Here is a 24,908-nt window from a genome sequence, read left to right as displayed (position 1 = left end):
CCCTTTGTTTTATAAGATTTAGTTTGTATTCCTATACTACCACGTTTCGTCTTTGTTTTCTAAATATTTTCATCTTTGTTTCCCAGACAGCCTTCATCAAACGTTTGTTTAAGACTTTCCCGGCTTAGTTCCATAAAGGCCTGGGCGGTCAGACTGACATAGCGGTTCTTTAAAAAGACGAAGACGAGGGTTCGTGATGGCGCGGATTGAATCGATAAATAGATCACACCCGGATCTTTATCCCTTCTGACCATATTCGGTGCCATTGTCACACCTAATCCGTTAGCCACAAGAGATTGGGCGGTTTCAATATGGCTCGTCTTAAAGGCAGCATTCGGCTTAAAGCCGCTTTCCGCACAGAGATCGAGAACTGTCCTGCGAAAGCCGAAGCCTTCTTTTAACAGAATAAAGGGCACGTTCCTTACCATGTCAATCGGCACACACGGCTGGCGTCCCTCATCTTCTTCCAGCGCTTTCTCAATCAGCGCGACCATTTCCGGCGGCATCCACCTTTGTTTTTCCTTCGGCATCGCGAGAACAACCGGTTCCGTGAGCAAGGGTGTAATGGAGAGCCGTTCATCCTCGATGGGCAAGGATAAAACAGAAAGGTCAACTTCTCCCTTTGCCGTCATCTCCTCTAATGAAACCGGATCTTTTTCAACAAGCTGAACCTCCACATGAGGATAGCGCGCCAAAAACTGCTTCAGCAGCGGGGGAAAGAGATATCTCCCTGTTACAGCAGGAATCCCGATGGATAATTTATGACCGATTCCCTGTGATCGCTCCTGCATTTCCCGAAGCAAATCATCTCTGGAACGAATAATGTCCTCGGCTTTTTCAATGAAACGCCTGCCGTGAGGTGTCAGTGTAACAGAGCCATGGGATCTGTGAAAAAGGGTAAGCCCCAGCTCAGCCTCAAGCTTTTTGATTTGCTGGCTGAGAGACGGCTGTGCGATATGAAGATGTTCCGCCGCCTTTGTAAAGCTTTGGCGCCGGGCAATTTCCGCTGCATATTCCATCACTTTAATATCCATTTCAGCCTCCATAGGTTGAACCTATCATTTTCATCATTTTTATATCTTGGACGAATCATAACAAAAATTGCTAACATAATCCATATCATCATTTACGAAAAGAAGGAGCTGGTTCAAATGACAAATGAAACACCGTTTTCTAAAAACGCCGAGATGTATCGGGATGAAAAGGTATTTGCCGAGGGGGAAGATTTGGGGTTGATGATCAAAACAGCGGAATGCCGGGCAGAGCATCGGGTGCTGGATATCGGAGCGGGCGCCGGCCATACGGCGCTGGCATTTTCTCCTTATGTACAGGAGTGCATCGGTGTTGATGCAACGAAAGAGATGGTTGAGGTTGCGTCCTCCTTCGCGCAAGAAAAAGGAGTTGAAAACGTACGCTTTCAGCAAGGAACGGCAGAGTCACTCCCCTTCCCCGACGATTCATTTGACATCATCACCTGCCGATACGCAGCCCACCATTTTTCAGATGTCCGCAAAGCTGTCAGCGAGGTTGCACGCGTACTAAAACAGGACGGACGTTTTCTCTTAGTTGATCATTACGCGCCTGAAGATCCCATTCTTGATGAGTTTGTCAATCATTTGAACCGGCTTCGAGACCCTTCCCATGTTCGAGAAAGCTCATTATCAGAATGGCAGTCGATGTTCAGCGCCAATCAACTGGCCTATCAAGACATCCAAAAGTGGAATTTGCCGATTCAATACGATAGCTGGATCAAACGAGGCGGAACTCCCGCTGACCGGGAAAAACAAATCATTACCCACTTGAATCACGCATCAGACGAAGCACGCGACACGTTCTGTATTACATTGAACCAAAACGGACAGCCCATCTCCTTTTGTTTAAAAGCGATTTTGATACAAGGGATAAAACGATAAAAAAGCCGTGCGCTGCGCACGGCTTTTTACATCGGCTGATAAAGATCCCAGCCAATTTTTAATGTCTCAACAATGTAATCGGCAACCTCTTCCGGGGAAAGGTTGTCTGTTGCCACTTTTGAATTGTGCTTGTCATAAATGACTTTTCTTTCGTTAAACAGCTGTTCCATTTCATCCATTGAACGGTTATGCAGTACAGGGCGGCTTTCGATCAATAAATCCGCGCGCTGCTTCCAGTTCTCCCATGACAGGTCCAGATGAAGCACGAGACAGTTTTCCAGACAGCAATTCCTGATTTCTTCTTGTTTAAAAGATCCCCCGCCCAGAGATACGATTTTGAATCGTTTATGATGGCAGATGTCTAAAATATATTCCTTCTCCGTTTTCCGGAAAAAGTCTTCTCCCTTTTTCTCAAATATCTCAGGAATTGTCATATTGAAATCCTTTTCGATCTCTTGGTCAATATCAATAAAATCTCTATATAATTTTTTAGCGACCAATTGGCCGATTGTTGTTTTTCCTACACCCATGAATCCGATCAGGACGATATTTCTTTCTCTTACTGGGATGGCTCGTTTAGCGTTCATCTTCGGCGAAATCCTCCTAAGGAATGAAATTTTATATTCATTATATGCTTATTTAGCGAATATTTATATAGATACCGGCTTTACCGGTCAAGCTTATAGTGCGCTTTGTTGTTTAGCCATTTTTGCCTGAATGACATTCATTGTACAACATTTCTGCAGGTATTTTAATACTTCGACGCAAAAAAGCATTAAAACCTTCTGCCTTTATTGTTTTTCCAGCTGACTCTTCGATGGAAGGGTCTTTTTCTGTATGATAAATAGGAAGGGAGAAATGGCGATGATCATTTGGATAAACGGGGCATTCGGTTCGGGAAAAACACAAACAGCCTTCGAACTGCACAGAAGGCTGAACCCATCTTACGTGTATGATCCCGAGAAAATGGGTTTTGCGCTGCGCTCCATGGTGCCGCAGGAGATCGCAAAGGACGATTTTCAAAGCTATCCTTTATGGCGGGCGTTCAATTACAGTTTGCTAGCTTCTCTGACAGATACATACCGCGGCATCATTATTGTGCCTATGACGATTGTACATCCTGAATACTTCAATGAGATCATCGGCAGGCTCAGACAGGAAGGCAGGATCGTTCACCACTTTACACTAATGGCTTCAAAGGAAACCTTGTTAAAAAGGCTGCGCACCAGAGCAGAAGGAAAAAACTCATGGGCCGCCAAACAAATCAACCGCTGTGTTGAAGGATTATCATCACCCATTTTTGAGGACCACATTCAAACAGACAACCTGTCGATTCAGGATGTGGCAGAGAACATTGCCGCGAGAGTTGAACTCCCATTAGATCCTGATACGAGAGGCAGCCTCCGAAGGTTCACCGACAGATTAATGGTCAAGCTGAATCATATCCGCATCAAATAAAGCTCCTGTACACGACAAAAGCCCGCTCCGAGAGCGGGCTTTCTTCAACTTATTTCCACCAGTCATCAAACATAGACGCCGGAACCTGGCGTTTATGTTCAGTCATGCTGTAGCGTTTTTCCAGCGCTTCTGATACTTTCGCTGATACTTCTTTTCCTTCGAGATAATCGTCAATCTCGTCGTAGGAAATGCCAAGCTCTGTTTCATCCGACTGCTGCGGTTTTTCGTCCAGCAGATCGGCAGTCGGCTCTTTTAAGTATAAGCGTTCCGGTGCACCCAGCTCTTTCAGCAGGGTTCTTCCCTGGCGCTTCGTCAAGCCTGTCAGCGGCAGGAGGTCTGCTCCGCCGTCACCGTACTTCGTAAAGAAACCAGTCACTGCTTCAGCAGCATGGTCTGTTCCTAACACAAGCAGGCCTTCCTGGCCGCCGATCGCGTATTGCGCGATCATTCTTGTTCTTGCTTTTACGTTTCCTTTATTAAAGTCCGTCAGCTGATCGCCTGTTTCCTGCTGATACTGTTCAGAAAAAGCGCTGACTGTCGATTTAATATCAAACTTCCATGATTTATCCGGCTTAATAAACTTCAAAGCAAGCTGGGCATCGTCTTCATCCTGCTGTGTGCCATGCGGAAGACGGACAGCGATAAATTGAGCGTCTCCGCCCTCCTCGCGAATGCTCTCCACCGCAAGCTGAGCGAGTCTTCCCGCAAGTGTTGAATCCTGGCCGCCGCTGATTCCCAATACAAAGCCTTTAGCACCGGTTTTCTTTACATATTGTTTTAAAAAATTGACTCGGTCCTCAATTTCTTGCTTTGGATCAATTGAGGGCTTCACATGTAACTCACGCATAATCTTTTCCTGCATGCTCATCCCAATCATTCCTCCTGTACATTTTCCCTTGTTACTGATCATTTCCCCAAATCAATGAAAATGAATCATGACTGTTATGTATCCCTATTAAATATAGCACAGGTCTTCATTCACAGTGAACAAGAGAGATCAGCTGACTTCAACCCGTATGGATGTCACACTGTCGCCATTGCATTTCCCTTTTTCAATCGGGCAGGAAGAAAACGCGACAATTAAATCCATCTCCGCCCTGAGCCTTACATAATCTCCGGCATTCGAAAGCGGCGTTTCCACAGACAGATTCCCTTTCTCATCAAGGACAGTATTCATAAAAATCGCAAATGGGTAATGCATGTGGGGCTTCGGTACGCCAAACTGCTCAAGCGCACGGTTCATATTGTCATAGCACGTATCCTGAAACTCATCCTTTTGCTTCCCATATAAGAGCCTGTTCATATCAGGACGGCAGGCGGGCAACAGCAGATCATGCTTGCCGACCGTATCTTCAATCAGGGTTAACATCGGCTTATACAGGTTGGAGTAGAGATGGTCGTTGACCTTCACATGAATGGAGTGATTGGCGTCTATCGTCGCTCCCTGATCAAGGTGTTCATAAAAATCCTTGGCATGGTATGCGACAAAATCAGCCACCTGCTGCCCTTCTACATCAACCACCTTTAAAATCTGCCCCTTTTTCAGCTTCAGCCCAAGCCCTTTTTTCGGCTCCACAATATATTGCTGTGTCATTGGTTTGCTCCTTTTTTCATTAGTATGAGCGTCTGCTTCCTTCTCCATGTAAAAAGAGGCAAAAATCCGATGTATATAAGCTTTGGACAGATCACAATCTAACCTTAGATAAAAGGGGTTGAATAAATAATGAGCCAAACAAAAAAAGACCAGCCAAAAGGGAATCTGGCTTGGTGGCAGCTGTCACTGATCGGAGTCGGCTGCACGATTGGAACAGGCTTCTTTCTCGGTTCCAGCATCGCAATTGTAAAAAGCGGTTTTTCCGTTCTCCTTTCATTTCTGATCGCAGGGATCGGTACGTATTTTGTCTTTGAACAGCTCGCCAAGCTATCGGCGAAGCAGCCGGAAAAGGGCTCGTTTTGTGCGTATGCCCGAAAAGCATTCGGCAAATGGGCAGGCTTCAGCAACGGCTGGGTGTACTGGACATCAGAAATGCTGATTACCGGAAGCCAGCTGACAGCCATTTCGCTCTTTACGAAGCATTGGTTTCCTCAAGTGCCGCTATGGGTGTTTGCCTCAATCTACGCAGTACTTGGGCTCCTTATTATTTTCACCGGCCTGTCCGTCTTTGAAAAAACAGAAAACGTGCTGGCAGTGATTAAAACAGCTGCTATTTTTATGTTTATTGTCATTGCCATCCTGGCTTTATGCGGTATCCTGTCCGGCGGAAATCATGGCATACATGTTCCAAATAAGACGATTGAGTTTTTCCCATACGGCGCCATGGGGCTGTGGACAGGTTTAATCTACGCGTTTTACGCTTTTGGCGGAATTGAGGTCATGGGGCTGATGGTGGTTCACTTAAAAAAACCTGAGGAAGCGTCTAAATCAGGGAAACTGATGCTGGCAACGCTGGCGATTATTTATATTATTTCAATCGGGCTGGCTCTGCTTTTGGTTCCGTTACACGCGTTTACTGAACAGGACAGTCCGTTCATTACATCATTAAAAGGATATAACCTTGAGATCATCCTTGATATATTTAACGGGATTTTCATCATCGCCGGGTTCTCGACCCTTGTCGCTTCGCTTTTTGCCGTTACGACATTGCTTTGTACAATGGCTGATGACGGCGACGCGCCGAAATGCTTTACTCTAAAGGAAGGCAAAAAAATATGCTGGCCGGCACTTGGGCTGACGTTTGCGGGGCTTGTTCTCTCCATTATTCTGTCGTTAGTGCTGCCTAAAAACATTTATGAGCATATGACAACAGCTGCGGGGCTTATGCTTTTATACACTTGGCTGTTTATCCTGTTCTCCAGCAAAAAGCTGACTGATCCCGAGGGCATGGGAAAAACGCAAATTTATTTAGCGATGGTTCTGATTGCTGCGGCTGTGTCCGGTACATTGTTTGAAAAATCAAGCCGGCCCGGTTTTTTCGTCAGCATAGGTTTTCTCGTGATCATCGCCATCGTGACCATGATCTATCAAAAAAAGCAGGGTCATAAAGATCGCCCTGCCAGTCCTTGATTTATTTCATTTTGTTGAACATGTTCTTTAAATAAGAAAACGGGCACTTCGATACCTGTTTTTCGTCATCACGGAGGAAATACTGCTTCCATTCACGATTATCCTTTCCTCCGTACCAGCCTAATTGCGGGTGAATCGGAGCCTGATCATAGGCCTCTAAACGAGATCGGATCAGCCTGCTCATGTTACGGCCAAATGCAGTTGATCCATTTAGGTCATCAAACACCCACCTTGGCTGAAACGTGACCATAAAAAAAGGAAAGCTCCGGCTTCTTCTTGCCTCGTGCCCCGGTGTAGCGCACAGAATGAAATACGGCTCGCCGTCAAAACAAAACTCCCATTTATAATGCTCGGGATCGGCCGGAATGTCTTCCGGCCATTCTTTTTCGTCTTGATGACTCAGTCTATTTAAAAAGCGCCAAAACAGCTCTTCATACGCTTCAATCGAATAATGCTCCGCCAAATCTTCCGGTGTATCAAACAACACAACGAGGGATGCATATTTTCCCGTGTCCCGCGATATCTTGCCGTACTCCGCAAGCAACGGAGCCAGTTCCTCCGCTGTACAGTTTTCCCGCGGATCTCCGGCAAAAGCAATCCGAAGCTGATCAGTCAGAAACGCCTGGCGTCCGGGAATGCACGGAAACGTATCCGCGTCGTCCCCCAGAGTTTCTGCCAGCAGCTCAAAAGCGATTCTTTGCCATTCAGGAAGCTCTTCCTGAATACGTTCCAGAAAACTTTTGGTGTAAATCCCATTCACCATTGATCCACCTCCAGTATCATCTGGATACTATATTAAAACTGGAAGCGGCAGGTGACTGTCCTTCAAGAATCAGCCCAATAACTGTTTGATGCCCTGATAACCAAAGTAAAAGCCAAACACAAGGAGGGATACACCGGCGATTCCGGTCAATCCTCTCAATAGCTTTTCATGAAGCAGGTTTCTGAACGTACTGGCTGTGATAGCCATGCAGAAATCCCAGATTAAAATGCCGATCATGATGCCGGAGCTATAGATTAGAAGCTGATTCATATTGTAGGCCTCTGCTGTTTTCGCAAGAATGCTTCCGTAAATTCCAAGCCAAAAAAGGATGCTCAATGGGTTTGACAATGAAATGAGAAAACCCGATGCGAATGTTTTCCTGTATGACGGTTTCCCCCGCGAGCTTCGCACATCCATCGGTTCTCTGACGTTTTTAAGCGTTTCAATTCCGGTATAGGTCAGGACAAAAAAGCCGAAGAGCCACAAAAACGTTTTCACAAATGGAGCGGTCAAAAACTGTGACAGCCCGAAATAGATAAAAAGCATGTACAGCCCATCCGCTGTCATGGCGCCTAAACCGAAAATCCATGCATGCCAAAAACCGTTTTTAATTCCTTTGTCTATTTGCGCCGCATTCACTGGCCCCACAGGCGCAGACAAGGACAGTCCCAGCACAATATAGCTCAAAAAAATGTTCACCGGCCCGTACTCCCTTCTCTTATGTAACTTGTACAATTTATTCGGGAACGGGCCAAGCTATGCACAAATTCACTTACTGTTTCAGACGTTCAAGCTCTTCCTCCATAATATCGGCAGCTTTGCCTACAAAACTGAAAATGAGTTCCAGCTCCTCTTCCGTATATTCGCGGCACAAATCCATCGTTGACTCAGACAGAGGACGGAACAAATCCTTTATATGTTTTTTCGAAGCAGTCAAAGGGACGATTACGACTCTCCTGCGATCGTTCGGGTCCTTTTCACGAGCCACATACCCCGCTTTTTCCAGCCGGTCAACAAGCGCCGTGACGGAACCCGTGCTGAGGCCGGTTTTTTTCCCCAGCTCTCCGGCCGTCATCGGCCCTGCTTCATTTAAAATGTCAGCTGATTTCAAATCGGTGGGAAACAGACCGAGAGCTTGAGCGGCTGCCTGATGAAACAGAACCGTTCTTGTGCCCAGTTTTCGAAAAAGCTGAACAGCAGTCTTTTCCAACTCACTTCTGGAATTTCTTGTTGACAACTGACAGTCCTCCCTATAAAATCGAGTTTATCTTGATAATCGAGATATTCAACAATCAAACTATTATCATGATATCAGAACTTACATAGAAAAGTAAGAGGAGGTAGAACAAATGGACACAACAACAGCAAAACAGGCTTCCACCAAATTTGTGGTCCTCGGTCTCCTGTTGGGCATCTTGATGTCTGCAATGGACAATACGATTGTTGCCACCGCGATGGGCAATATCGTAGCCGATCTTGGAAGCTTCGATAAATTTGCCTGGGTGACGGCATCCTATATGGTGGCGGTTATGGCTGGCATGCCGATTTACGGCAAGCTTTCCGATATGTACGGCCGAAAACGTTTTTTCCTGTTTGGACTTATTTTTTTCTTAATCGGTTCGGCTTTATGCGGGATTGCCCAGACGATGAATCAGCTGATCATCTTCCGGGCCATTCAAGGGATCGGAGGCGGCGCGCTCCTGCCGATTGCCTTTACCATTATCTTTGATTTGTTTCCGCCGGAAAAACGCGGAAAAATGTCCGGCATGTTCGGTGCTGTATTTGGATTATCAAGTGTTCTTGGTCCGCTCTTAGGCGCGATCATTACAGATTCGATCAGCTGGCACTGGGTGTTTTACATCAATGTGCCGATCGGCGCATTGTCATTGTTTTTCATTATTCGCTACTACAAAGAATCTCTGGAGCACAGAAAGCAGAAAATAGACTGGGGCGGCGCGATTACCTTAGTCGTATCCATTGTATGCCTGATGTTCGCCCTTGAGCTTGGCGGCAAAACATACGATTGGAACTCCATTCAGATCATTGGGCTGTTTATTGTATTCGCCGTTTTCTTCATTGCCTTTTTTATTGTGGAGAGAAAAGCAGAAGAGCCGATTATTTCTTTCTGGATGTTTAAGAACCGCTTGTTTGCCACAGCACAGATTCTCGCTTTCCTGTATGGCGGAACATTTATTATTTTAGCGGTATTTATTCCGATTTTCGTTCAGGCGGTCTACGGCAGCTCGGCGACAAGCGCGGGCTTCATTCTGACGCCGATGATGATTGGATCAGTCATCGGAAGCATGATCGGCGGGATCTTCCAAACGAAGGCAAGCTTCCGCAATTTGATGCTGATATCTGTTATAGCTTTCTTTATCGGCATGCTGCTTCTTTCCAATATGACGCCTGACACAGCACGGGTATGGCTGACAGTCTTCATGATGATTTCAGGCTTTGGTGTAGGCTTTAACTTCTCCCTGCTACCGGCGGCATCGATGAATGATCTTGAACCTCGCTTTCGGGGAACGGCAAACTCTACAAATTCATTTTTGCGATCATTTGGCATGACCTTAGGCGTCACCATTTTCGGAACGGTGCAAACAAACGTATTCACGAACAAGCTGACCGACGCCTTCAGCGGGATGAAAGGCTCAGCGGGATCAGGTGCTGCGCAAAATATTGGCGACCCGCAGGAGATATTCCAAGCGGGAACACGTTCCCAGATTCCTGATGCGATCCTGAATCGCATTATTGACGCGATGTCATCAAGTATTACGTATGTATTTTTGCTCGCTTTGATTCCAATTGTCCTCGCGGCGGTTACCATTTTATTTATGGGGAAAGCCAGAGTGAAAACAACAGCCGAAATGAAAAAGAAAGCAAATTAACATAAAAAAGCAGTACATGCTGGGCATGTACTGCTTTTTTCTATTACACTCCTAATCTTGCAAGAATAAACGTCCATATACAAATGATCAATAACAGAATCAGGCTGTACGCCACTGTCCTTTTAAACAGTTTAGATTCCTTGCCTGTTTGGCCGACCGCTGCGGCAGCGATGGCGATAGATTGAGGAGAAACAAGTTTTGCCATGACACCGCCCGCCGTATTTGCGGCTAACAGCAAGTCTGAACCCGCACCGATCTGCGCTCCGGTGACAACCTGCAAATGGCCGAACAAAGCATTATTGCTGACAACAGAACCGGTGATGAACACGCCAATCCAGCCGAGAACAGGACTGACAAACGGGAACAGGTCTCCTGTTTTCGCCAATGCTAACCCAATTGAAGAGCTGAGCCCTGCGAAGTTGGCCAGATTGGCAAACCCCATCACGAAGCAGATCGTCATAATCGGCACCCACAGCTCTTTTCCTGTCTCCTTCAGGGAAGCAAAGGCATCCCGAGAGGAGAACTTATTGCTGAACAGCCCTGTCACAATGACCGCCGCTAAAATCGCTGTACCAGTCGCTGACAGCAGATCAACTTTAAAGACTGCATCTAACGGCATGGCAGATGGCGCAATCGGCGGCATTTTCATAATTTGCTGATGCAGAAAAGGCATTTTGAACAGGAGCGTTGATTGATATAACAGGCCGCCTTCTTGGAAAAGCGCTTTGAAGGCAGGAAGGCTCCAGATGGTGATCGCCGCAGTTAAAATGTAGAAAGGAGACCACGCTTTCGCAATGTCAGCGGCACGGTATGCCTTTTTCTCACCAGCATCGCCGGCCCCTTCCTCGCGGTAAATCTCTTTCGGCTGCCATTTGCGGAGGAAGAGGGCAAGCCCGCCCATGCTGAATAAGGCCGCCAAAATGTTTGCTAATTCCGGCCCGAGCACCGCTATTGTCAGTGTCTGAACCGCTGTATACCCACCGCTCACAACCAGAAGAGCGGGCCATGTCTGTTTGATTCCTTTCATTCGGTCTAATAAGAATACAAGCAGGAATGGTATTAAAAATGAGATCATCGGCAGTGTCCACATTAATGTCCGTGACAGCTCAAGAGCAGACAAATCACCAATCTGCGCCCCTGTGATGACAGGAATTCCGATCGCCCCAAAGGCTCCGGAGGCTGCGTTTGCAATCAAGCAGAGCGCTGCCGCTTTTAACGGTTTAAAACCAAGTTCGACGAGCAGCGCCGCACTAATCGCAATCGGAACACCAAAACCGGCCGCGCCTTCTAAAAACGCGTTAAAACAAAAACCAATTAATAATAGCTGTAATCGTTGGTCAGGCGAAATGCCGGCAATGCTGGACCGAATAATGGTAAATTTCCCGGTTTTCACTGCGATTTTATACAGCCACACCGCCATCAGGACGATGTAGCCAATAGGCCACAGCCCACTCCCGATTCCTAACAAAACAGAAGAAATCGCTTTTTCAACCGGCATATGAAATGCCAAAACGGAGACGAAGAAACTGACGGCTAGGGTAAGAAATGCCGCAAGAATGCCTTTCATTTTCAAAACAGTTAAAGCCAAAAGAAAAAAGAGAATCGGAGTGAGCGCCACAAGTGCGCTCACATACTCGTTTCCAAACGGATCATACAACTGCTCCCACATTGACAATCAGCCCTTTACTCTAAAGTTGCGGTTAGTTGACTTTTTGTTCTGCAAAATGAGGTTTTAAAATGTTTTTAAGGACGCCGGCGCTGTGAAGGAACTGTTCTTTTTCTTTCTCATTTAAGTTCAGCTCAGTGATACCTGCGATCCCTCCGCGGTTCACGACAGCCGGCACACCGATGTACACGTCATCTGCACCGTATTGCCCGTCCAAATATGTGCTGACAGTTAATATGCTGTTTTCATTATGAAGAATGGCTTTTGTAATGCGAGCAAGACTCATCGCAACCCCATAATAAGTCGCGCCTTTTTTCTCAATGATATGGTAAGCTGCGTTTTTCACATCATCTACAATTTGGTCCAGCTCCTCTTGTTTGTACGCATCGTTTTTCTCAACGAGTTCACTGACCGGCACACCGCCGACATTCGCGTGGCTCCAAACAGGAAGCTCTGTGTCGCCGTGCTCTCCGATAATATGCGCGTGCACGTTTTGAGGCGCTGCGCCAAAGTATTCGCTCAGCATGAAACGGAATCTCGCAGAATCTAGTGTTGTGCCGCTTCCGATCACCCGCTCTTTTGGCAGGCCGCTGAATTTCCATGTTGCGTAAGTCAGGATATCAACCGGATTTGTCGCGATTAAGAAAATGCCGTCAAATCCGCTCGCCATGACTTCACTAACGATGCCTTTGAAAATCTTCAAGTTCTTTTCTACTAATTCAAGGCGTGTCTCACCAGGCTTTTGGTTTGCTCCGGCGCAAATGCAGACAATATCAGCATCCTTGCAGTCTTCATATGTTCCGTAAGATGTTTTGACCGGTTGTGGCGCAAACGCCTTTCCGTGGTTTAAATCCATCACATCGCCCATTGCTTTTTCTTTATTTACATCAATGACCACAAGCTCATCTGTGATCCCTTGGTTAATTAACGCAAATGCATAACTGCTTCCAACAAAACCCGCTCCGATTAAAGCTACTTTATTTACATGTTTGTTCATCATTAATCATCCTTCCAGGGTATGTTTCTCTTTGATGTCTTTTTGTTTGTGAAGTATTTCACATTTATATTGTGCAACACTTCACAAACTTTTGCAAGAGAAAAGTTTTGTCTGATTTATGAACAAAAAAGAAACCATCATTGATGGTTTCTTTCGGTAAGTCCCGTCTAGCATTGCCCTCAATGAGGAAGAGAACCGCTTAAGCCCGAGTCATTATATAAACCATTTTGCACGTAATCAAAGCCAGGCTGATTCTGGCCGGGCACTTGGGCGCTGCCATTATTAAAAATCACTTTGGCGTTGGTTGTATCCGTGTCCGCAGGCAGCGTCAGCGTGTAAATTCCATCTGCATTTTTAGTCATTGGTTTTCCAGGCCAAGATCCGGTCAATTCAATTGCCCGGCCCCCATCATGTTTATAGATATAAGCATTTACCTGGCTCCAATGATTCGGATTTTGATAGCCGATGGTTTTGGCCGAAGCTGGATCTCTTTTAACAAAGCTGTATTCCTCGGCCCTCGTTACACCATCACTGTTCGTTCCTTTTAACATGATGGTGTATGTTTTGCCAAATGGATCTCCTTTTCCGATTGTGAATTGATCTCCATCCTTAAACGCCGTCTCTGGTCCATTATTGATTTGATAAACGGCTTTTGTTGTATTCGCATCTGCACGCAAGGTAATCGTCAGTTGATCATTGAAAGAATGTGTTACACCTGTTTTGTAATTCTCAAGGAAAACATGAGGCGCTTTTGCAATATCATCAGGATAAAGCACAGCCACAGACCTGGCATTGATCGTGCCTGTCAGTTTACCATCATTCACTTGAAATGAACCTGCCCCAGCTTTATTGTCATATCTGCCATCAGGCAATTTTGTTGGCGTATTGATAGAAACAGAGGATGAACCTGCATTTGCCAGCACAACGCCATGTGAGCCGCGCTGATTCATAAATATCTGGTTGTTTCCATTCGGATTCGAGAGCTCCTCAGGCTGTCCAGCCATCACATTGTGAAATCTATTGACCGCTGTGATAGCCTGATCTTCAAATAAAGCACTCCCGCGATCACCTATTTGGCTTTTCCCCGGGAATCTAACACCATTTCCGCCTCCCTCAGGTCTGGAAAAGAAAAGAGGCGTACTGCCTGAACGAGAAGCTATCACCGCCCAGCCTAAACGGATATCATCATCGCTCATCCATGTCGACTCTTCATCATCATTGGCATACGTATCATGCGACTCTACCCATGTCACTAGCTTGTCCGCTGACACATCAGATGCATAGTGGGAGATATTCGACACGCCCAGATTACGATTCTTTAAAGCGGACCTTATGGAATGCCCATAGTTAGACGCTGTCACATCCATATAATTCGCATATGCAGCATCTCTGGAGGCACTATCCTGCAGGATTTCTCCGTATTGGAACTCTGCAGATGTATTTGTGATATTCGGCCAAAATTGACTGCCGTAACTCCCATCATCCGGAAGCTCTATATGTTTGGCGGCATCAAATCGAAAACCGTCTGCCCCGTCATTCAAAGCCCTTTCTAAGAACCGTTTCAGATAGGACTGTACTTGTGTATTTTGTGTATTCCAGTCATACAGCCCGAGCAATGAATTCTGCGTGACATCCCATCGATCCGACCAGTTTTTAATTTGCGTGTTTCCATGTGTCCAGTTTGGAATACTCTTAATCTCATTGGAAATCGCGGCATAGTCACTGGTGGTATGATTGATGACCGCGTCAACAATGACCTTTATGCCATATTCTTCAGCGGCTGCACACATTTCTTTAAATTCTTGTTCAGTACCTAAGTAACGGTTGCCAATTTGGTACGATGTCGGCTGATACAGCCAGTACCAGTTCGACATGCTTTTATCTCCTTGGTTCCCTTCCTTTACTTGGTTAATCGGAGATGTCTGAATGGCTGTATATCCTGCATCATGAATATCCTTCATATTATGTTTTAACGTATTGAACGACCAATTCCATGCATGAAGAATGGTTCCGCTTTTGATCGACGGTGCTGTAAGCTCATTCGATTTGTTCGCCGTTTCAGCACTCGCAGCCGCCGGTCCTGCCAGAACCAAATGAAACAGCAATAAAAATCCAGCGAATAACGGCAGTAAAGAGGTTTTGAATCGTTTTGCAAACATTCTTGACACTCCTTATTTGATTTTTTGAAGACTTACTTCGGAGTCAAAAATCCCTCTTACTTCATTCTTCCGCTTCCTCCTTTCAAACCGATGTGAAGACTGGAGAATTTTGTTAACGCTTACATTTAAAATTATCACAATCACTCTATCAAAACAACTTGGCAGAGTGAATACAAATCAATGTTCCTATAAAAAAAGCTGCCCGAAACTGTGAACGCTTCCCTCGCTTTCCAAACAAAAAAAGAAACCATCTATTTTTCAAGATGATTTCTTTTTTATTTCTTCTTTTACCGCTCTTCTGTAAGCCAGCTTCACAATCACATACCGAAGCAGAAACAGAACGCCGCCGCAGACGATAAAAAGAAGAATCATTTTCAGCCAAGCGAAGAATGTATGGGGAATCCCCCTGTCGTACATCGTAAGCACCACTACCGCAAAGGCGACCGCAATTGATTCTATTCGCTGCTGCTTCACCCGTTTTTGCAGTTCTTCTTTGGTGTCTATTCTCGGCATGAGCATTCCGGATGCCGCAGCCCTGATGCAGTAATATAAGATAATGATGAACAAAAACACAAGGCTTGCAGCCCATTCTTTAAACGGAAATTCAAACATAATGCCGCGGATGATCACATCAAGCAGCGCAAATGCTCCCGCTATCATCCCAATCTCCGACCAGATTTTTTGTTCTTTTTCTTTTACTCTCTTATTTTTCCCATTCACGCCTGAAAGTCTATTACGCAGATTATTCATGACCTTCCTCCCGCACTTTTACGAATGGCTTATGGCTTACATGTTACAATAACAGCCTGCGCTTCTGCAATGAATAACTCAAAAGCCCGCCGTACAAGCCGGCGGGCAGCAATCGTTAAAACGGCCCCCAATTGATCATGACGCCGATCACGATAAAGACAAGCCCGATCAAGAACCAAATCAGAGCAAGCGGCACCATAAACCGCAGCCACTTGACATACGGAATACCGCTGGCGGCAAGCACCGCCATGAGAACGCCGGATGTCGGGTTCACACAGTTGACGACCCCTTCTCCAAGCATAACCGCTTCAACCGCAACCTGTCTCGTGATTCCCATCAAATCAGCGAGCGGCGCCAGGATTGGAATAAATACAACGGCTTCGCCAGAACCTGAAGAGATGAGAAAATGAAGCAGCGCACTGGCGATATACATGCCGATTGCCCCAGCAATCGGGCTGAATCCATCCAAAAGTGAAGCCAAAGCATTGACGACAGTATCGAGAAGCTTTCCATTTTCAAGGATAACGGAAATGCTTCGTGCCATCCCGACAATCAGCGCCCCGTATACAAGACTTTGGCAGCCCGTAATGAAGGTTTTGGCAATATCGTTCGCCGCAAGCCCGCCTATTAAACCGGCAAGGACAGAAATAAAAATAAATGTTGCAGCCATTTGGGAATCTGACCAGCCAAGCTTCAAAGCGCCGTATAAAAATCCGACAAGTGAGAGTCCCGCCACAGCCAAAATCAGCTTATGGCGAACGGTAAACGGCACTGACTGATCTTCTTCTTTACCGGCTTCGCCCATTCCTGCCGCAGGGAACCAATCTGTTCCTAACACACTGGCATCTTTTGATTTTTTTAATTTTCTCGTATACAAATAGATATAAATAATAGAAGACAGCAAAAAGCATATGTATATCACAACTCGCAGGCCGATTCCAGAAAAAAGAGGGAGCTCCGCGATTGATTGTGATAAACCGAGCGGTGACGGTGATAATATGGTGGAGTTAAATCCAGCGTAGCAGCCGATGTAAATAACAGCGGCTCCCGCGACTGCGTCCCATTTTAAGGATCGTGCCACAATGAGGCCGATGGGGATAAAACCGATAACTGAATTCACGACAATCCCGGTTGTTCCGAGAATGGAGAACAATGCGCCGACAATACAAATAAATAATAATTGCTTTGTGCGGAATTTGCTGATGACATTGTAAATCAGGCCATTGATGGCACCCGTTTTTTCTAGAATAGCAATGGTGCCGCCTGTGAATAGAATCAGAAAGATGATGGGTGCTGATCCAACCATTCCATCCTGTAGAGAAGTAAAAAAGCTGATCAAGCTGACCGGAGACTGTTCAATTGAATGATAGCTTCCCGGAACAGCGGTCGTGACATCCCCCTTTGTCACGCGGTCAAATTCACCTGCCGGCACAATATATGAAGCGATTGCGCAAATGAAAGCAATCATAAATAAGAGGACATAGGCGTCAGGCATTTTAAATGTCATTCGTTTTTTCTTAGGCTGTGTTTCGGCTGCTGGCATACTCATATTTCGATCCATCCCCTCTGTTTGAAAATATTAATTATTCTGAATAGTAGCAATATGTGCTATATTATATACAGCCTATCTTCCTGTTTCAATATAAATAAAGTAAAGAAGGTAAAAATTCATTCTGATAGAAGGAGGTATTTCTTACCATGCAAAAGCTTTCAGAAGACATGAAACAAACCATTATGGACATCTTCGAGCATCTGCACGCGAACCCTGAAGTCAGCTGGAAGGAATATGAGACAACTTCATTTTTGAAACAAAAGCTTGAGGATTTAGGGTGCCGGACGCGCACGTTTTCAGACTGCACCGGGGTTGTCGGCGAAATCGGCTCAGGCTCACCTGTTGTAGCGGTACGCGCTGATATTGACGCGCTGTGGCAGGAGGTTAACGGCACATTTCGCGCCAACCATTCCTGCGGACACGATTCACATATGACAATGGCATTGGGCACGTTAATGCTGCTCAAAAAACAACCTGAGCTTCCGAAGGGCACAATCCGTTTTATCTTTCAGCCGGCAGAAGAAAAAGGCGGCGGCGCCTTGAAAATGATAGAAGAAGGCGTGCTTGATGATATCGACTATTTGTATGGCGTTCACGTCCGTCCGATCCAGGAAACACAGAACGGCCGCTGCGCTCCGTCTATTCTGCACGGATCAAGCCAGCACATTGAGGGAACGATCATCGGGGAAGAGGCTCATGGCGCCCGTCCGCACCTCGGGAAAAACAGCATTGAAATTGCGGCATTTCTTGTACATAAGCTCGGACTCATTCATATTGACCCGCAAATCCCGCATACCGTCAAAATGACAAAACTTCAAGCCGGCGGTGAAAGCTCTAACATCATTCCAGGAAAAGCATCGTTCAGCCTTGATTTGCGCGCACAGACCAATGAAGCCATGGAGGCGTTAATCGCCGAAACAGAAAGAGCCTGTGAAGCGGCCGCCGCTGCATTCGGCGCAAAAATCGAGCTGCAAAAAGAACACAGCCTTCCTGCGGCAACACAAAACAAAGAAGCTGAAGCGATCATGGCAGAAGCCATTACAGATATCATCGGGGCTGAGCGGCTTGATGACCCGCTTGTCACTACCGGCGGAGAGGATTTCCATTTTTACGCCGTGAAGGTGCCGAATCTGAAAACAACGATGCTCGGACTAGGCTGCGGGCTCCAGCCGGGGCTCCATCATCCGCACATGACCTTTGACAGAAATGCGATATTTACCGGCATTCATATTTTGGCGAACGCCGTGCTCAAAACATTTCAGAAGGCGGAATCACTTGCTGCCGCTAACGCTTCTTAACGCAAAAAAAGCAGCCTGGCTACAGGCTGCTTTCTTCATTATTTATTCAAATCTTCAATTGAGTTGACATTTTTCATATATTGAGGAACAACAAGCCCCATCTTCACACCAGTCATACTGGTGCCAATATCATCATATTTGCCTTTATATTTAGCGGCGTATGCTTTATGGGTATTCGGCAGCCATGCGGAAAGGGATGCATCCGCACTTCCCGTCGCAATTGCAGTCCACATCGGCCCAGCCTCTACCTGAGTAAGTGTTACCTCATAGCCCAAGTCTTCTAAGACTTTGCCTATGACGTTTGTACTTGCAATCTCACTGTCCCACGCCACATAGGCAAGGTTGATTTTGTCTCCCTTCACCTTTTGAACGCCTTTTGTCCATTCGGCAATCTGATCCTTGTGTTTATTCACGTACTCAGCAGCAACTTTGGCAGGTTTCTCGCCTTCTTCCACCTTGATCATGATTTCGCCCATTTCGTCTTGCGTCCATTTAAACTGGCTCAGAAGCTTTGCGGCATTCGGCTGCTCTTTGCTGAAGCCTTTGCGTGTGATCGTATGGATTTCCTCTGCGCTGCCATAAGATTGTTTCGGATCATCGAGATATTTCAGCTTATATCTGGAGAACATCCAGTGCGGAGTCCATCCTGTAATGATAATCGGCTTCTTACGGTCGTATGACTTTTTAAGCGTAGCGGTCATCGCAGCACTTGACGCTGAAATCAATGTCCAGTCATTCAGGTCATAATCCTTCATCGCTTTGTCAGTCAGGGACATAATCCCTGAACCGGGGTCAATCCCGATGATGGTCTTATTCACCTGTTCTGCTGCGGATGCATTTTCATCGTTTTCTGAACCGCAAGCCGCAAGTGAGAGCGCCAGCATGGCGGAAACGCCGATGCCGATGATTTTTTTAAGCATCAGGCATTCCCCCTGCTTTTCTTCTTCACTTTAATATTTTGAGTAATACGGTCCAGGGTAATGGCAACGATAACGATGGCGATACCGGCCTCTACTCCGACCCCGGTTTTCAGCTGTGTAACGGCACTGTATACTTCAGAACCAAGTCCCGGTGCACCGACCATTGCGGCGATAACAACCATTGATAACGCAAGCATGATGCTCTGGTTAATTCCGGCCAAAATCGTTTTTGTCGCAAGCGGAAGCTGAACTTTAAACAAACGCTGAGCTGTTGTAGAACCGAATGCCTCAGTCGCTTCAATCAGATCCGCCGGCACTTGTTTAATACCGAGAACAGTCATGCGGATTGTCGGCGGCATCGCGAAGATAACAGATGCAACAACACCCGGCACAACACCGATGTTAAAGAAGAAAATCGCCGGCAATAGATATACGAAAGCAGGCATTGTCTGCATTAAATCAAGAATTGGCGTTACAATACGGCGAACCGTTTCCTTCTGAGACGCCCAAATTCCGATCGGTACCCCGACCACAATCGAAATAATCACAGATGTCAACACAAGCGCCAATGTTTGCAGCATTGGGTCCCAATATCCTAAATAATCGATCAGAAGGAATCCAATCAATGTAAATAACGCAATTCCCCTTGTACTGATCCACCACGCAAGTGCAGCGAAAATAATTGTTAACAAAATAGATGGAATAAATCCGAGTCCGCTGACAATTCCATTTACAAAAGCAGCCAAACCGTTAGCGATTCCGTCGAAGAATCCGCCAAACGTCATCGTAATCCAGTCAACAAAACGGTCAATGATATCTGCTAAAGGTATTCTAGGCAGTCTATCCATCTTATTTCACCTCCTGTGCAGAAGGATCTTGTGTTTGTTCGTTAGTGCCTTCAGCATTGATATACTCGTTATTGCCGGCAAGTGCGCCAATCAGCGCGCCTCTTACGACAATTCCTTTCATTCTTTGCTTCTCATCCACAACCGCAATTGGAATATTCGCATCGGACACAACGTCAAAAATCTCAGTCAGATACGTATTCTCTGGTACAGTCGTAAATTCTGTATTCAAGATGTCTTGAAGTGACAAATCAGACTCAGCCGCTTTTTTCGCATCAGACGCATAGATAACACCTAACAATTTCTTTTGTTTATCCACTGCATAAATTGAAGAAATTCCAAGGTTTTTCATCAGTGTCAATGCTACGCGAGGCCCTTTATCAATCCGCACTGTTTCAGCGCGTTTCATAATGTGGCCTGCTGTGAGGACTTTAGACAAATCAACATCTTCGACGAATTTCTCAACATATTCGTTAGATGGATTCATCAGGATTTCTTCAGGCGTGCCGATTTGAACGATGTTGCCGTCCTTCATTAGGACAATTCTGTCGCCGATCCGCAACGCTTCGTCCAAGTCATGCGTAATAAAGATAATCGTTTTTCCGACATTATCGTGAAGATCAAGAAGTTCATCCTGCATATCTTTACGAATCAATGGATCAAGCGCACTGAACGCTTCGTCCATCAGAAGGATGTCCGGATCATTTGTCAACGCGCGGGCAAGGCCGACACGCTGCTGCATCCCGCCGGAAAGCTGGTCGGGATATTGGTGTTCAAATCCTTCCAGTCCAACGAGCTTAAGAGACTCAAGCGCTTTTTGCTGCCGCTCTTGTTTGTCTACACCTTGAAGTTCCAGTCCGTATTCTGTGTTTTCAAGTATCGTTCTGTGCGGGAACAGAGCGAACTTTTGGAAGACCATGCTGATTTTCTTCCGGCGGACTTCCCGGAGCTGGTCTTTAGACATATTTGTTATCATGTCACCATCAATGTAAATATTTCCGGCAGTCGGTTCAATAAGCCGGTTTAACATCCGTACTAAAGTTGATTTACCGCTCCCTGATAGACCCATGATGACAAATATCTCACCATCATATACTTCAAAATCTGCCTGATTAACACCAACGGTTGATCCGGTTGCTTTCAGGATCTCTTTTTTTGTCTTTCCGTTGGCAAGCATTTGAACTGCCTTCTTTGTTTGTTTCCCAAAAATCTTAGAGACTTTCTCGACTTTTATCTTAATTGGTTTCTCATCTACACTCATATTTTCCCTCCATATTAAGCAATCTTTATTACCGTAACATTTATGTAACTTCCCACACAAACAGCATATTCTCTTCTATTCTGTACCATTTCTTTATAAACATCCATGTGACCACATGATCTTATTTATGCTTCTAAATGCTCTGTAATCCTCCTATATGATTGTATTTTACGGGTGATTTTTCGCCTATCTTTAGTTGAAAACGCTTTTATTGGAATTGAATTCCTCCTTCCTCTTATGACTTCCCTCTCCTTTACTGGAAAAATAAGTTGCTTTTTCAACATCAATTATGTATTATAGTTTCATGACTATGAAACAATCAGATGATCAAATCAGAGCGCAAATTTTTAAAGCACTGTCTGATGAATCAAGGCTTGCCATTATTCGTACGCTTTATGTCAGCGGAAAAGAACTCAGCTGCGGTGAAGTAGGTGAAAAGTGCAATATTGTCAAAACCACGGCATCTTATCATTTTAAAACGCTGCGTGAAGCGGGATTGACGGCAACCCGGAAAGATTCGCGGACAAAATACGTCAGTCTGCGTGAAGACACATTTCAAACATACCTGCCTGGCTTTTTGGAAACCCTCTAACAAAGGGTTTTCTCTATACATATCTGTTTCATAGTTTTAAAGTTATAAAACAATAGGAGTGATAAAATTTGAATCGCATTTGGCTTTTCTTCAGTGTCATGTTTGTCATTGGCACGGATACCTTTTTGCTTTCGCCGCTTCTCCCCCTTTTACAGGATCAGTTTCATGTCTCTACTGATTTGTCAGGCTGGATGGTCAGTGCTTATGCACTCGGTTATGCACTCTTCGCTTTCATTGCAGGCCCAATCTCAGACCGGCTGAACAGGAAAACAGTCATGCTGTGGGGACTTGCAGGCTTTATCGTATCCACATTTTTATGCGGCATCGCTCCCTCTTTTGCCGCCATGTGCCTGTTCCGTTTTGCCGCAGGCGTTAGCGCTGCGTTTGTGACGCCTCAAATTTGGGCGTCCATCCCAGTCATTGTCCAGCCTTCTCAGATCATAAAAGGCATGGGGATTGCGACAGCAGGTTTGGCCGCTTCACAAATGCTCGGACTTCCTATTGGAGGGTTTCTCGCTTCCTTTACATGGCATACGCCATTTTTCGTTTTGTCAGCGTGCTCGCTTATTCTTCTATTGATCCTGGCGGCGGTCATGCCTGGCATCCGGCCTTCTGAACCATTGGCGCGCCCATCAATTGTCAACCCCTATCGGGAGCTTTTTTCATTGCCGAAAACATCGGTCATTCTGCTTGCCTATTTTCTGTTTCAAACCGGAAACTTCGCATCGTTCAGCTTTCTGGGTACTTGGCTTTCCGCGGATTATCATTTAACCGTGTCACAAATTGGCGCAGCTATGCTTGTACTCGGACTGGGAAATATGCTCGGGAGCCTTATCGGCAGCCGGGTTTCAGAAAAGCTGGGCATGTTTAAAACACTGATCAGCGGGATGCTGCTAATGGGCGCTCTCTATTTCGCTCTTCCGTTCTTTCCAAACTTGTTTTTAGTAGAAGCCGGCTTTTTTCTCACGTTCTTTACAGCTGGCATCATCTTTCCGTTAATGATGGGTGTCTTTCAATCCATTGCACCAAATGCGCGAGGAACCATCGCTTCCCTTTCCAATGCCGCTATGTATGCCGGGACCACTGTCGGTACAAGTATTGCAGGTTTTTTATATCAAAGCACACAGCATTTCGGAGCTGTCACAGGATTTACTGCCATTTTGTTCATACTTTCTATGACGCTCTACCAGGCAATCAGTAAAACCGGGAAACGCCAATCCGCAGCCCGGGCGCAGATGTAAAAAAAAAAAAGCACCTCATTCAAGAGGTGCCTCAGATTGTTGACAAAATCCTAAAATGGTTTTCATTTTAGGATTTTGTCATCTTTTCAGCGTGATTGAAAACCCTTGAAGTCTAGGAAGGACGAGCATAGGAGCGGACATTCACAGGATGTGATGACGACGGCGTTTAGGCAGGACGCCTGAGAATTTAGCCGTTGATCCACTTCGCATTGAGCACCGAAGCGCAGTCCTGACAACGAATGCGAGAGTTTGTCGACACGCTGAAAGCACCTCTTTCAAGAGGTGCTTTTCCTATTCTAGCTCAGTTTGTTTCGTTTCTTTCCCCATAATCAAAATACAAGCAACCGCGAGTAAGATTGCAATGCAAAAGATTGAAAAGATGACCGAAAACGAAATATGACGGGCTGCCAGAGTTCCGACGAGCAAAGGCCCGAAGATGCCGCCGATTCTTCCAAACGCTGCTGTCGTTCCTGAACCTGTTGCCCGAATCGCAGTCGGGTATTGCTCCGGGGTATAAGCATACAGCACGCCCCATGCACCGAGATTGAAAAACGATAACAGCATTCCAGCCGTAAGCAGAAGACTTAAGGAATCCGCCGTTCCGAAGAAATAGGCGCTTCCTGCTGTGCCAATCAAGTAAATGACGAGTATCCACTTCCGGCCCGCTTTTTCAATCAGCCATGCGGCAGAGAAATAGCCCGGTAGCTGAGCAAGCGTCATCAGCAGGACATATTCAAAGCTTTGAATCATGCTGAAGCCTTTCAGCAGCATGACACTCGGGAGCCATAGGAACATGCCGTAATAAGAAAACACCACACAGAACCAAACGAGCGACAGCATCACGGTCGGCCGTATATACTGTCTTGCCCAGACGCTTTTTACATTCTCCCACACCGACCTCTTTTTGGCAGAAAGCGATTCATATTTCGGCGAATCAGGCAGACTCGTCCGCAGGTACAGCGCATAAAAAGCAGTCAGCGCAGTTAACAGAAGTGCAGCCTGCCAGCCGAAGCTTGGTATCACAAAGTAAGAAATCAAGGCCGCTGCGAGCCAGCCCACGGCCCAAAAGCTTTCCAAAAGCACAATCACTCTGCCCCGCTTTTCAGGCACAACCGCTTCCGAAACGAGTGTTGAAGCGACTGGAAGCTCGCCGCCAAGTCCCATACCAATCACGAAACGAAGGATTAGAAATGCCGATAAACTTGTCACAAAAGCGGAAATGCCGCTTCCGATGGAAAAGCATAAAAGGGTGATGATAAACACTTTTTTGCGGCCGATTCGATCAGCAAGCAAACCAAACAAAAACGCACCCGCAGCCATGCCGATGGAATTGACGCTTCCGATCCATTTCATTTCTTCGGGCGACAGATTCCACTCTACATGGAGCGCGGCGATAATAAACGATAATATTCCGACATCCATTGCATCAAACAGCCACCCCAAACCGGCGACGCCCAGCAGTTTACGCTGGGATATAGGCTGTTGTTTTCCCATTGCCAACACCTCTGATATGCAAAATGATTACCGTTTAAGTTTACACC

General features: G+C 46.0%; 22 protein-coding genes and 1 pseudogene. 7 read left to right on the top strand and 16 right to left on the bottom strand.

All coding sequences use genetic code 11. The annotated features are described in order from the left end of the window. Nucleotides 1-59 precede the first annotated feature (59 nt). Nucleotides 60-1,034, bottom strand: coding sequence for a LysR family transcriptional regulator (locus tag NST79_RS01885; protein WP_212060611.1), 975 nt, complete (start codon nucleotides 1,032-1,034; stop codon nucleotides 60-62). A 75-nt stretch (nucleotides 1,035-1,109) separates the two neighbouring features. Here NST79_RS01885 and NST79_RS01880 point away from each other — a divergent pair, with 75 nt between their 5' ends. After that, on the top strand, nucleotides 1,110-1,913 hold the full coding sequence (locus NST79_RS01880) for a class I SAM-dependent methyltransferase (RefSeq protein ID WP_284690828.1): 804 nt from the start codon (nucleotides 1,110-1,112) through the stop codon (nucleotides 1,911-1,913). A 26-nt stretch (nucleotides 1,914-1,939) separates the two neighbouring features. Here the strand turns inward: NST79_RS01880 and NST79_RS01875 are convergent, their stop codons facing one another. Next, nucleotides 1,940-2,500: a shikimate kinase gene (locus NST79_RS01875; protein ID WP_019712415.1), complete on the bottom strand. Its 561-nt coding sequence runs from the start codon at nucleotides 2,498-2,500 to the stop codon at nucleotides 1,940-1,942. A gap of 277 nt (nucleotides 2,501-2,777) precedes the next feature. Between NST79_RS01875 and tmrB the strand changes: the two genes are divergently transcribed. Then, nucleotides 2,778-3,371 carry an AAA family ATPase gene (gene tmrB, locus NST79_RS01870; RefSeq protein ID WP_212060626.1) on the top strand — a complete coding sequence of 198 codons (594 nt, stop codon included), beginning with the start codon at nucleotides 2,778-2,780 and terminating at the stop codon, nucleotides 3,369-3,371. 49 nt (nucleotides 3,372-3,420) lie between these two features. On the opposite strand, the gene nadE is transcribed toward tmrB, so the two are convergent. Then, entirely contained in the window at nucleotides 3,421-4,239 is an 819-nt protein-coding gene (gene nadE, locus NST79_RS01865) for an ammonia-dependent NAD(+) synthetase (protein ID WP_019712417.1), read from the bottom strand. A gap of 129 nt (nucleotides 4,240-4,368) precedes the next feature. Then, nucleotides 4,369-4,965: a DUF1989 domain-containing protein gene (locus NST79_RS01860; protein WP_003246345.1), complete on the bottom strand. Its 597-nt coding sequence runs from the start codon at nucleotides 4,963-4,965 to the stop codon at nucleotides 4,369-4,371. 129 nt (nucleotides 4,966-5,094) lie between these two features. Here NST79_RS01860 and NST79_RS01855 point away from each other — a divergent pair, with 129 nt between their 5' ends. Then, nucleotides 5,095-6,435 carry an amino acid permease gene (locus NST79_RS01855; RefSeq protein WP_212060609.1) on the top strand — a complete coding sequence of 447 codons (1,341 nt, stop codon included), beginning with the start codon at nucleotides 5,095-5,097 and terminating at the stop codon, nucleotides 6,433-6,435. A 1-nt stretch (nucleotide 6,436) separates the two neighbouring features. Here NST79_RS01855 and NST79_RS01850 read toward each other — a convergent pair whose 3' ends face one another. The 3 genes from NST79_RS01850 to NST79_RS01840 all read right to left on the bottom strand — a co-directional run bounded on the left by NST79_RS01850 (nucleotide 6,437) and on the right by NST79_RS01840 (nucleotide 8,435). Continuing rightward, on the bottom strand, nucleotides 6,437-7,198 hold the full coding sequence (locus NST79_RS01850; RefSeq protein WP_044052645.1) for a YqcI/YcgG family protein: 762 nt from the start codon (nucleotides 7,196-7,198) through the stop codon (nucleotides 6,437-6,439). A 69-nt stretch (nucleotides 7,199-7,267) separates the two neighbouring features. After that, nucleotides 7,268-7,897 carry a LysE family translocator gene (locus tag NST79_RS01845; protein ID WP_003246469.1) on the bottom strand — a complete coding sequence of 210 codons (630 nt, stop codon included), beginning with the start codon at nucleotides 7,895-7,897 and terminating at the stop codon, nucleotides 7,268-7,270. Between the two features lie 73 nt (nucleotides 7,898-7,970). Next, entirely contained in the window at nucleotides 7,971-8,435 is a 465-nt protein-coding gene (locus NST79_RS01840) for a MarR family transcriptional regulator (RefSeq protein ID WP_003246360.1), read from the bottom strand. A 112-nt stretch (nucleotides 8,436-8,547) separates the two neighbouring features. On the opposite strand from NST79_RS01840, the gene bmr3 reads away from it, so the two are divergent. Then, entirely contained in the window at nucleotides 8,548-10,086 is a 1,539-nt protein-coding gene (bmr3, locus tag NST79_RS01835) for a multidrug efflux MFS transporter Bmr3 (RefSeq protein WP_015252872.1), read from the top strand. 43 nt (nucleotides 10,087-10,129) lie between these two features. On the opposite strand, the gene NST79_RS01830 is transcribed toward bmr3, so the two are convergent. The 5 genes and pseudogenes from NST79_RS01830 to NST79_RS01810 form a co-directional block, all read right to left on the bottom strand. After that, nucleotides 10,130-11,755, bottom strand: a complete 1,626-nt coding sequence (locus tag NST79_RS01830; RefSeq protein ID WP_044052646.1) for an L-lactate permease — start codon at nucleotides 11,753-11,755, stop codon at nucleotides 10,130-10,132. 31 nt (nucleotides 11,756-11,786) lie between these two features. Then, a complete protein-coding gene (locus tag NST79_RS01825) occupies nucleotides 11,787-12,752 on the bottom strand; it encodes an L-lactate dehydrogenase (RefSeq protein ID WP_014478761.1) in 966 nt (321 codons plus the stop codon). Between the two features lie 176 nt (nucleotides 12,753-12,928). Then, nucleotides 12,929-14,908: an alpha-amylase gene (gene amyE / locus NST79_RS01820; protein ID WP_069322347.1), complete on the bottom strand. Its 1,980-nt coding sequence runs from the start codon at nucleotides 14,906-14,908 to the stop codon at nucleotides 12,929-12,931. A 148-nt stretch (nucleotides 14,909-15,056) separates the two neighbouring features. After that, a pseudogene (locus tag NST79_RS01815) lies at nucleotides 15,057-15,658 on the bottom strand (DUF6773 family protein). A gap of 115 nt (nucleotides 15,659-15,773) precedes the next feature. After that, complete coding sequence (locus NST79_RS01810) at nucleotides 15,774-17,207, bottom strand: YfcC family protein (RefSeq protein ID WP_003246402.1); 1,434 nt, start codon at nucleotides 17,205-17,207, stop codon at nucleotides 15,774-15,776. Between the two features lie 149 nt (nucleotides 17,208-17,356). On the opposite strand from NST79_RS01810, the gene NST79_RS01805 reads away from it, so the two are divergent. Beyond that, nucleotides 17,357-18,508 carry a M20 peptidase aminoacylase family protein gene (locus NST79_RS01805; RefSeq protein WP_114523688.1) on the top strand — a complete coding sequence of 384 codons (1,152 nt, stop codon included), beginning with the start codon at nucleotides 17,357-17,359 and terminating at the stop codon, nucleotides 18,506-18,508. Between the two features lie 38 nt (nucleotides 18,509-18,546). Here NST79_RS01805 and opuAC read toward each other — a convergent pair whose 3' ends face one another. The 3 genes from opuAC to opuAA are packed head-to-tail and all read right to left on the bottom strand — an operon-like array spanning nucleotide 18,547 to nucleotide 21,534. Beyond that, complete coding sequence (opuAC, locus tag NST79_RS01800; RefSeq protein ID WP_003234700.1) at nucleotides 18,547-19,428, bottom strand: glycine/proline betaine ABC transporter substrate-binding protein OpuAC; 882 nt, start codon at nucleotides 19,426-19,428, stop codon at nucleotides 18,547-18,549. Continuing rightward, nucleotides 19,428-20,276 (bottom strand): glycine/proline betaine ABC transporter permease subunit OpuAB, encoded by an 849-nt coding sequence (gene opuAB / locus NST79_RS01795; RefSeq protein WP_003241221.1) that lies wholly within the window; start codon nucleotides 20,274-20,276, stop codon nucleotides 19,428-19,430. Before opuAB ends, opuAC begins: the two co-directional genes overlap by 1 nt. A 1-nt stretch (nucleotide 20,277) precedes the next feature. Further along, a complete protein-coding gene (gene opuAA, locus NST79_RS01790) occupies nucleotides 20,278-21,534 on the bottom strand; it encodes a glycine/proline betaine ABC transporter ATP-binding protein OpuAA (RefSeq protein ID WP_003246301.1) in 1,257 nt (418 codons plus the stop codon). A gap of 289 nt (nucleotides 21,535-21,823) precedes the next feature. Between opuAA and NST79_RS01785 the strand changes: the two genes are divergently transcribed. Continuing rightward, on the top strand, nucleotides 21,824-22,126 hold the full coding sequence (locus NST79_RS01785) for a metalloregulator ArsR/SmtB family transcription factor (RefSeq protein ID WP_010886398.1): 303 nt from the start codon (nucleotides 21,824-21,826) through the stop codon (nucleotides 22,124-22,126). 68 nt (nucleotides 22,127-22,194) lie between these two features. Further along, entirely contained in the window at nucleotides 22,195-23,367 is a 1,173-nt protein-coding gene (locus NST79_RS01780) for an MFS transporter (protein WP_061891263.1), read from the top strand. 291 nt (nucleotides 23,368-23,658) lie between these two features. Here the strand turns inward: NST79_RS01780 and niaP are convergent, their stop codons facing one another. Beyond that, a complete protein-coding gene (gene niaP / locus NST79_RS01775; RefSeq protein WP_029317214.1) occupies nucleotides 23,659-24,861 on the bottom strand; it encodes a niacin permease NiaP in 1,203 nt (400 codons plus the stop codon). Nucleotides 24,862-24,908 lie beyond the last annotated feature (47 nt).

Source organism: Bacillus sp. PS196 (assembly GCF_037963555.1).
GTDB classification, from domain to species: domain Bacteria; phylum Bacillota; class Bacilli; order Bacillales; family Bacillaceae; genus Bacillus; species Bacillus subtilis.
This window is presented reverse-complemented; position numbering and strand designations above follow the sequence as displayed.